Origin of the sequence: Salipiger pentaromativorans, assembly GCF_024721115.1 — a bacterium.
Taxonomy (GTDB): domain Bacteria; phylum Pseudomonadota; class Alphaproteobacteria; order Rhodobacterales; family Rhodobacteraceae; genus Salipiger; species Salipiger pentaromativorans.
Genome location: NZ_JAMDHK010000006.1, coordinates 207,346 through 216,136, shown reverse-complemented (window position 1 = coordinate 216,136; position 8,791 = coordinate 207,346). Strand labels below are relative to the sequence as shown.

The following is an 8,791-nucleotide window of genomic DNA, read 5'->3' as shown; positions in this document are numbered from 1 at the left end:
CTCGGTAAAACGGCTCTTTCGCATTCGTCTGCTCCTTCAAGGTTGGGCAGACTCTACATCATGATGAGGGATTTCGCGGGGGGCAGGTCAGCAGCTTTTAAGCCGCGCCTCTGAGTGTTCCTTAGATTTTTGCCATGGCCCAATGAATGACAAATAGTTGGAGTACTCTGCGAGTTCTTCCGGGCTGAGAACTGTGGAAGCCACCGTCCTTACAATTTCGACTACAGGTTCATGTTCTGCTGCGTAGTTTTTAACAAGCAGTTTTTGTTCGCGAATTGCCTTAAGGAGGCTAAGTGTCGGTTGCGTTGCCAACGTGCGTTGGAAGCGTTGACTGTCACCCTCAGCAAGTGCTGAGCGCAGTTGTTTGACTGTCTTGTAAGTCTGCTTTCGCTCAGCATCCATGGAAGTTCGTAGCCTTTATTGCTATCCTACCTATACCTCTCGAAATTGTGGCGGATCGGCTGGTTTCTAAGCTGTTTTTAAAAGCAGGAGTTCTGATGACGCCTGTAAAAAGAGTCTGATGACTTTGGATATGTCTTTTTTGCTGGTTTGCCGGCCTAAACCTAGTCGGAAAGCATTACGCGCCCTAGGAGTGTCGCCGAACATGGTAAGTAGAACATGAGAGGTTTCGACATGTTCTGTGGCGCAGGCGCTCGATGCGGAGAAGCAGATGTCGTTTCTTAGCTTCTGCATCAGCGCTTGTGGTACAACGCCGTCGATTGTGAGCGACATCGTGTTTGGCAACCGCGCCTCTGTGTTGCCATTGACCTGCACCGCTAAGGTCTCTTTGAGTTCCCTTTCAAGCTGGTCTCGCAAGGCACCAATCCGATCCCGGTCATGGTCTATGTTTTTTGAGATGAGCTGAAATGCATGTCCAATACCCGCAATGCCAGGCGTGTTTAGGGTCCCCGCCCTCAAACCCTTTTCCTGCCCGCCACCAAACATCACTGGCGCTAAGTTCACCCGTGGTTTTCGGATCGACCGGTAAAGGGCCCCTACCCCTTTCGGTCCATAGGCCTTGTGCCCGGAAAAACTCGCCAGATGGATGGGTACGTTCTTGAGATCAACTGGCACAAAAGCCGAAGCTTGCGAGAAGTCCGTGTGAAACAGCGCCCCAGCCTCTTCGGCAAGCTGGCCTGCCTCCAAGATGGGTTGCAGAACGCCCGTCTCATTGTTGGCAGCCATGATGGACACCAATCCGGTCTCATCTGTCAAAGACAGGGCCAGCTCATCGAGGGAAATCTGGCCACCTTCATCTACCCCCAATCGCGTTACCCGCGCGCCTTGGGCTTCGAGATGGTCGAAACAGGCCAGAACGGATGGGTGCTCGATCTTGCTGGTGATCAGATGCGTGCGTCCTGCCTCTTTGAGCCGAGGGAACGCTCCAAGGATCGCAAGATTGTTGGCTTCCGTGGACCCGGCTGTAAAGACAAGCTCGGTTTCCTTGCAATTGAGATGGCCCGCAATCTGCTCGCGCGCAGTCTCGACAACCCGAGCTGCCGCTGAACCTTGGCTATGCTCAACACTTGATGGGTTCGCATATACGTCCCGACTGACACGTATGACCGTCTCCAAGACCTCCGGATCAATCGGAGTAGAAGCGTTGTGGTCAAGATAAATCGGTGCCGACATCGCTTCACGCACTCCCCGCGATCAGCTCGGCCGCATCCGCCGGGGATTTGAGGCGGACCGAGAGTTGCCGCACCCCGCGATCGATGTGCAATCGCAAGCGCGCCAGCAAATCACTGTCGTCGGTTTCGATCTCCTCAGCTCCAAACTCGACGTATTTCAGAAGGTCGATGAAGAGAGGCTGGAAATCTCCAAAGAGCGTATAGGCGTTGAATTCTTGGCCCTCTCCCGCGTCATCGGCTGCGCCAGATATGGACCCGGCTTCAAAGGATGACAACATGGCCATGCGGCAAACGAGGTTGGGTGTCAGACCTGATCTTTGTGAAATGATCCGCACCTGGCCGGTCGCCGTCGATGAGATCCGAAACTTGTTAATGTGCATCGGTCGTCTCCAGAACCTGTGCATCCGCTTCAGCACTCAACACCGTGATCTCCGTGCGCTGTCCACCGCTCACAGCACCAATCTCAAAACGTCGGCTCACATAAGGGCTTATGATTTTTGACAAATCCGGGGTCAACTCGGTGTCGGTGCACAGCATGACGACCTGCGCCGAGCTGCGCGGCACGTAGTTTGCCATCAAGTTTGTACGGTGCTTCCGGTCCAGACGTGACAACGGCGTGTCAATGATCATCGGCAATTCGCGCCCACTTGTTCGGCCAAGCGCCCAAAGCATCGAGATCGCAAAGAGTTGTCGCTCGCCGGCGGAGAGTTCGGATGGGGTAATCTCTCTGCCCTCTTTGCCCATAAGCTTGAGCTGAAAACTGTTGGGGTCGACGATCACGTCATGCACCAGCGACTTCCGCGTGACGAGGCCGCTGAAAGCCTCAATGAAATGCTTAGAAAGCGAGGCGAGGCGCCGCTGAACAATTCGCTCCTCATACTCATTGAGCGCGGCCTGCGCTCGCGTCGCCAGGTCTCGTTTCTCTTCGGCCTTTGCAAGCGCGAAGACGGCATCCTGGGACTTACGCAACTCGCGCTCCAGCCGTTCGATCAGCGCACGAGCCTTTGTCGCCTCGCCTTGCTTTCGATTGAGCTCAGTTTCGACGGCGCCCAGTTCGAACTCTGCTTTCTTCAACTCCTCAAATGCGCCCGAGGCAGCACCGGGACGGAAGTTCTTCAACTGATCCTTCAAGGTTGCACGTTGCTTTTGCAGCTCAGCCAGTTGCGCAGCCATTGTGGCCACCTTCACCCGTTCGTCCGCAACCTGAGAAAGTTTCGCCAAGACCCAGTCCGGTTCCGTGCTCAGAGCCATTCTAGGCCCGTTGCTTTGGCTGGTCTTAGCGAAGTCTTTGAGCTGCGCAAAATGCGTCTTCGTCCATGTCTTGTCGTCTTTGCCCACGGCCGCCTGAAAACTCGAAACAAAGGCTTCGATTGCTGTCGCGCTTTGCTGCCCGCGCGCCTTCTCCAAGTCTGCTGAGAACCGTTCGAGAAGTTTAGGAGCCAGGGCAAAAGGCGCGACGCCGTTTACAAGCGACTTTAACGCGTTGGTTTGTTTGGTCAGGTCAGCTTCGACCCGCTTTAGCTCCTCTGATAGGGTTTCACGGCTGAGCGCGATACTTCCCCCCTCTTGTTCAAAGACTTTCTGTGACGCCTCGCTTCGGCGCGCGAGCTGGGTACGCTTTACTGATAGCGATCCAATCTCCTCTTCAGCCAAGACCAGATCAGACTTTGCGATCTCCAAGTCGCGCCGGAGACCTTCTAAGTCGGTGTCACCGCCCCGGTCCATGCTGCGTGATTTGTAGAGGGCGAGATCGCCCCGAAGCTGATCGAGAATATCGATCCCCAGCAAGGATTTGATTGCATCTGTCAGCCCAGTGTTTTCCTGATCGTCAGCAATGTCTTGGATCTTCTCTCCATCGAAAAAGAAAAGCTGCGACACCCCAGCTGGAATGATGTCTTCAAGATAGTGGTTCCAATCCTCGCTGGGGATATCTTCCACCGGTGCGCCATTGCGTTCAAACTCAAGGCTTTCAATGACGCTGGCACCGCGAGCAGCCCAAGATCGCCGCACGGTGTAGAGGTCCTCATTGCCGAGGTGTTGGCTCTTGAATGCCAGTTCGACGGAGGCTCTGCGGTCCTTTGCGAAGTTGTTGATCCGTTTAAAGAGATGCCGCTCATATTCGGCCTGCCCAACACGCGCGCCAAGGGCGCGTTTGCCATAGAGCGCCAAACGTACGGATTCCAGGAACGTTGTCTTCCCTGCACCATTATGGCCAACGACCAAAACCACAGTTTTTTGCTCGTCTGGCTCGGGTGCAAGATCGAAGCGGTGCTCACCGCCATAGAGACCAAAATTGATGAGGCGTAGAGACTGTAAGATCATGATTCAGTCTCAAACAGGGGGTTGGACGAAGATGCCTCGCGATCTTTCAATCGCGCTTTGCGCTCGTTTAGCACTATTGTTTCGTCTCGCCACTCTTGCTCCAGGATCGAAGCGATCTTTCGGTGAATAAGTGTCCGGCGTTTCAGACCCCGCACAGAACGCTCTGCCTCCAGGAGCTGAGCCAAGAGACGTGGCGGCAAATCATGCGCGGCGCAGACATCCGCTAGGACCTTTGCGTCATCGGCTTGGAATTCAAATCCGTCGGTCGCATCGGCCGGGAGTTCCTTTCCCGTCACAGCTTTGAGGGTCTCTGAAACAGCGTCTCCCCAGTCACCCTGTTCGCTCCGCCAGATCCGACGGATTTCCCGCAGCTCTTCCACCTGAATAAGGTCGGTCTTCTCTCCTGGCGGTGCATTGGCATTCACCTGCTCTTGCGCCTCCAGTAGTTTTCTCAAGAGCTCTTTGCGGTACTCGAAAAGATAGGGCCCCGGAATGGATGCCTCTGCATCGCCCACGAAGGTCACAGAGCCGTCCCGTCTGCGAAAATCTCGAAACTCCCGTTTCCGCTCGGGATTTTGTGTTTCAGCCAGCTCGTCACGTAGATCAAGCAAGGGCTCAAGCCATTCCTCGCCATTCTCAACAAGCGCCTCCATGGCCTTGTCTTTTGTCACAACCGTGCACACCCAGCAGCCAAAGCGGGAATTCCCACAGCTTTCGGTTTGCTTGTCGACCACAAGTGGGCACTCGCCAGCTTGCGCGTTTCGATACATCGCAAGCAAATCGCGGTTGTCCGATCCCCAAGGTGACTGATTTTGCAGCAAGAAAGCCCAGACATCATCCACACTAAAGGTCTCGATCGGCGTGAAGACGAAAGCGCCGGGCAAGGTCGAGTGGCGAGACAAAGACGTCCCGTCGATCTTGTGCAGCGACATCACTTGCGCGCGCGTTGCGCTTTCTGATGACCGGACGCCCAGAACCATGACAACTTCGCCATATTCGGCAACGCGGTTCTTGATGAAGGCATTGGCCGGGTCGATCTTCAAGCGCTCCGTGCACCAGCGAAAGCGTTTTGATGGTGCAGGATATCCGCGACCAATCAGGTTCACCCAGAAGCTATCCGAGATCTCCGGAACCACCTTTTGTGCGGTGATAGGCATGTTCTGGTCTGCCGCTGCCGCGTTGATCGCAGCCAAAGTCTCGTCGATGTAGTTTACGATCACTGGCGTTTCGACAAGGGTGTCGGAGCTCAAGACGAAGATTGGCTTGCGTCGCGCATCTTCCGGGAGCGTACGAATAGCACTCCAGATCAGCTGCAACGCACAGGTTGAATCCTTTCCGCCGCTATACCCGATCACCCATGGCCGGTCATCCGCTGCATAAACGGTGCGGATATGTTCCTGCAGAGCGCCAAGATCGAGCCCTGTCCTCTTTGTTTGGTTGGTTTCATTATTCGATGTCATGCGACGACTTTCTCCTCAGCCAATGACGCCAAGTAGTCGTCTTCATTCGCTTGTTCTTTTTCATTGAGTGGCAAACCCACTGCCCCAATTAGGACGTTGGCCGCCAGATGTACGGATTTCACACTTCCATCCATTCCGCGCGCGCCCATGACGCGTGGACGCCAGAGCTGGGCGTTGCGCTTGCTCCAATTGATCTCCGCGAGCGGCGCCAGGCTTTCCGCCCACCCATCAGGTTTAGCTCCAATCAGTCTTGCCCCCAGGACACCAAACGCCTGCAACATGACGCCATGCGCATGAACGGTTTCTTTGCGCAAATCACCTGCCGTTGTCGCGCCGCGCATCAGTTTCTGCCAGTCCGGGATGACCTCAGAAACCTGACGCCAATATGCGATCACGGTGCTTTCAGTGTTTTCACCGAACCGATCGGCGTCTTGCCCGGCCAGCCACTTGTTGGCTTGATTCAGGCTGGACAAGGTAAAGAGGTTTTTGGCCCGGTTTGAAAGAGATGTTTTTTCGAGCTCGGTGAATTCTTGGAAAAACGGAATGTCCTCTAACACACGCGTGCTCAGACGCGCCAAAGGATTTCTGCGGTCATAGAGGACGTTCAACGACCCAGATGGACGTACGGCATTCTTGTTGAGGTCTGCGAACATTTGTTGGCAGCGCTCCAGCCCCTCATCGACGAAAAGCACAACCGAGATGGTTTCGTTTTCCAGTTTGGGTCGCGTCTTGAGGGCTTCTTCGATTGCAGCGCGCCGATGCTGTCCATCGTTTAGGATGATGCGCGCTGTCATCGAAAGCCGTAGCTCGCCTACATTTCGGAACTGAAGACCATCGCTGGCTGGGGAAAACTCAAGATCACCATCCACAGACGCGCAGAGAGACGAGAGCGTATATTCTTCGAAGTTTTCCGAGAGGTAGGATGCGATTTGCGGAACGCGGACATTTGACAGCACTCGTTGAGCGCGCAGGTCTGCTGGCAGTTCCTGACTGTCGAAATCGAAAATCTTCGGCACCATCTTAAGAGGAACCATGATCACATAATATTCGGTTCCAGCCTGAACGCCGCGTATGGCTGCAAAATTATAGAAATTACCGCTCATATGACCCCCTACTGCTGGGTGGAAGTCTATGGAAGTCTCTCCGGAAGTCAACCCCCCCTAAGGGCATCTGTAGCGGCTGCTTCTTTCTAAACAACACGTCACGGCCAACTAGCGCAATTCTATGTTGAGGACGAGTAAATTCGGCATCTGGCTCGATGCGCAGCAAATAGCCCAAAAATGTGGGCGGTCGACTTCAATATGAGGGCCGCGAACCCTTCGATATGAGGCTTAGTCTTGTCCAGCTTTCCTCTTCGATCAAATCTCTAATCCGACGAACCGGTAGGTCGCCTCAAAGGCCTTGTTTCAAAATCGTCTCAAACTCGCTTAGACCATCCACAGCCGTCCGTACATCCTCATTGACTTCGCCTCGCGGCAGATAATCCGATGATACCTGAGCCACAAAATTCATCTCCATCTGCCGCTGTTCCTCGGCGACGACGGCTTGAACGACAGGCGCGGTCTTCTTTGGAGCGACATCAGTTTTCCCTGACGATTGGCCATCAGCAGCCTGGAGTGCGGCCTCAACATCGGCCTCGGGTCCGCCCGACTCGTTCGCTGGCGGAGTCATCGGCATCGCGCGCATACTCAACGGCAACGTGCCCTGCGACCCACCTCCCCCCGGTTCCGGGAACGGCAACTCGCCCGTCTGCGCCGCGTGGATCGCCTTGAACAGCCGATCGTTAAAATACTGGATCCGCTTCGCGCGGACAGGCATCTGGGCATCGATGACCATGACGATCTCGTCGAGCGGCAGGCGGCGCGCCTCATCTTCCGGCAACAGCGAGCTTTCCTCAGTCCGTGTCGATTGGCTGCGGCCTTCGAATGGGTTCTTGCCGATTGATTGAGATCGCGTGACCACGGTCTTCGTGGTCTTGCCGACCGCCTTGCTCAGCTCCTCGACTGTCTTCTCATCCGAGGGCGTCAGGTACAGCTTCACGCCGGCGTTGCCCTGCAAGGCGCGGCGGGTGTTCTCGCCGTAAATTTCATCGAGGGCGGGGATGGTTTGTGTCACCACGGCCAAATGACCGCGATAGGTGCGCAAGGTCTCGATGCTCTCAACCACGATGGGCATCTTGCCGAGGCGATTGAACTCATCGAGCATGATCATCACCGGCCAAGGCTCGTCTGGCCCGGGATCCTTTTCTTGCATGGCGGAGAGAAGGTCAGAGAAGAAGAGCCTGATCAGCGGCGCGAGCGGCTTCACCATCAGCGGCTGGACGACGAGGTAGACGGAGAAGGGCTTCTTGCGGATCGTGCGGAAATCAAAGTCCGACACCGCCGTCGCCTCATCGATGGCCGGATTCTGCCATTGATCGAGCCCCGAGGTCATCAGAAGCGAGACGTAGGAGGTCAGCGTATCGTTGTTGGTCGAAGCGAGCCGCGTGAAGATCAATTTGGCGGCCCTGTTGTCGACCTCGTGACCCCGCGCGAAGTATTCCTTCTGCTTGTTCCCGCCCGAGGCGGCGATGCGGTAGATTTCGCCTAGGGTCGGGCGCTTACGCTGGAAGGCCAAAAGCCCTGCGGCGACGAAGAGATCGATCCCGCCCTTCAGGAGACCCTGAACCCGGTCATTGTCGCTTTGCAGGAAGAGCGTCGCCAGGAGCTGCAATTCCATCTGCTGGCGCGCGGGATCCTTCAATTGATAGATGCGCAGGAGCGGATTGTAGCGATGCGTGCGCTTGCCCTCCCAATCGGTGGGGGCAAAACGATAGACCTTGTCGCCCTGGGCTGCGCGGTGCCGGGCTGTTGCCTCGAAGCATTCCCCCTTCACATCGAGCGTCACGGCGGAGCCTTGCCAGGTCAGCAAGTTTGGAATGACGAAGCCCGTGGTCTTGCCGCGGCCCGTGGGGGCCACGATCAGCGCGTGCGGGAAGACTTTCGAGCAAATGTATTTCGCGCTGGATTTTGGAGAACCCAGCTTGCCGAGGATGAAGCCGGTGCCGGGCGCGCCGAAAAAACCATTGGACTTCATCTCGCGCGCAGTCTGCCAATGGGTCTGGCCAAAGCGTGTCAGAGCGGACCCCGAGAGGGCGAGGCTCAGCATCATGCCGGCGGCGGCGAAGCTGCCGATGATCAGGTGGATCAGCTGGGCATCCTCGGGGCGGCGATCGAGGATCGCCAGATAGTTCTGCGCGATATAGGCAAAGTCGATCTCGGCCCCGAAGCCTAGATCCTGGTAGGTCAGTACCGCCGAGGCGATGGTATAGCCCATGGCCCCGGTCACCAGCGTCACCAACAGGACGCCCGTGGCGATCCGCGCCTTTCCCATGGCGGC

General features: G+C 56.1%; 7 protein-coding genes. All 7 read right to left on the bottom strand.

The features are described 5' to 3' along the window. Positions 1 to 87: 87 nt before the first annotated feature. Positions 88 to 402, bottom strand: coding sequence for a hypothetical protein (locus tag M4578_RS12515; RefSeq protein WP_258093606.1), 315 nt, complete (start codon positions 400 to 402; stop codon positions 88 to 90). A 66-nt stretch (positions 403 to 468) separates the two neighbouring features. Next, positions 469 to 1,632 (bottom strand): cysteine desulfurase family protein, encoded by a 1,164-nt coding sequence (locus M4578_RS12510; protein WP_197918473.1) that lies wholly within the window; start codon positions 1,630 to 1,632, stop codon positions 469 to 471. 4 nt (positions 1,633 to 1,636) lie between these two features. Next, on the bottom strand, positions 1,637 to 2,011 hold the full coding sequence (gene dndE / locus M4578_RS12505; RefSeq protein ID WP_258093605.1) for a DNA sulfur modification protein DndE: 375 nt from the start codon (positions 2,009 to 2,011) through the stop codon (positions 1,637 to 1,639). Beyond that, a complete protein-coding gene (gene dndD, locus M4578_RS12500) occupies positions 2,001 to 3,953 on the bottom strand; it encodes a DNA sulfur modification protein DndD (RefSeq protein ID WP_258093604.1) in 1,953 nt (650 codons plus the stop codon). The genes dndE and dndD overlap by 11 nt, the downstream gene beginning before the upstream one ends. Then, a complete protein-coding gene (dndC, locus tag M4578_RS12495) occupies positions 3,950 to 5,413 on the bottom strand; it encodes a DNA phosphorothioation system sulfurtransferase DndC (protein WP_258093603.1) in 1,464 nt (487 codons plus the stop codon). The genes dndD and dndC overlap by 4 nt, the downstream gene beginning before the upstream one ends. Next, positions 5,410 to 6,516 carry a DNA sulfur modification protein DndB gene (gene dndB, locus M4578_RS12490; RefSeq protein ID WP_258093602.1) on the bottom strand — a complete coding sequence of 369 codons (1,107 nt, stop codon included), beginning with the start codon at positions 6,514 to 6,516 and terminating at the stop codon, positions 5,410 to 5,412. The genes dndC and dndB overlap by 4 nt, the downstream gene beginning before the upstream one ends. 289 nt (positions 6,517 to 6,805) lie before the next feature. Beyond that, entirely contained in the window at positions 6,806 to 8,785 is a 1,980-nt protein-coding gene (locus M4578_RS12485; RefSeq protein WP_258093611.1) for a type IV secretory system conjugative DNA transfer family protein, read from the bottom strand. Positions 8,786 to 8,791 lie beyond the last annotated feature (6 nt).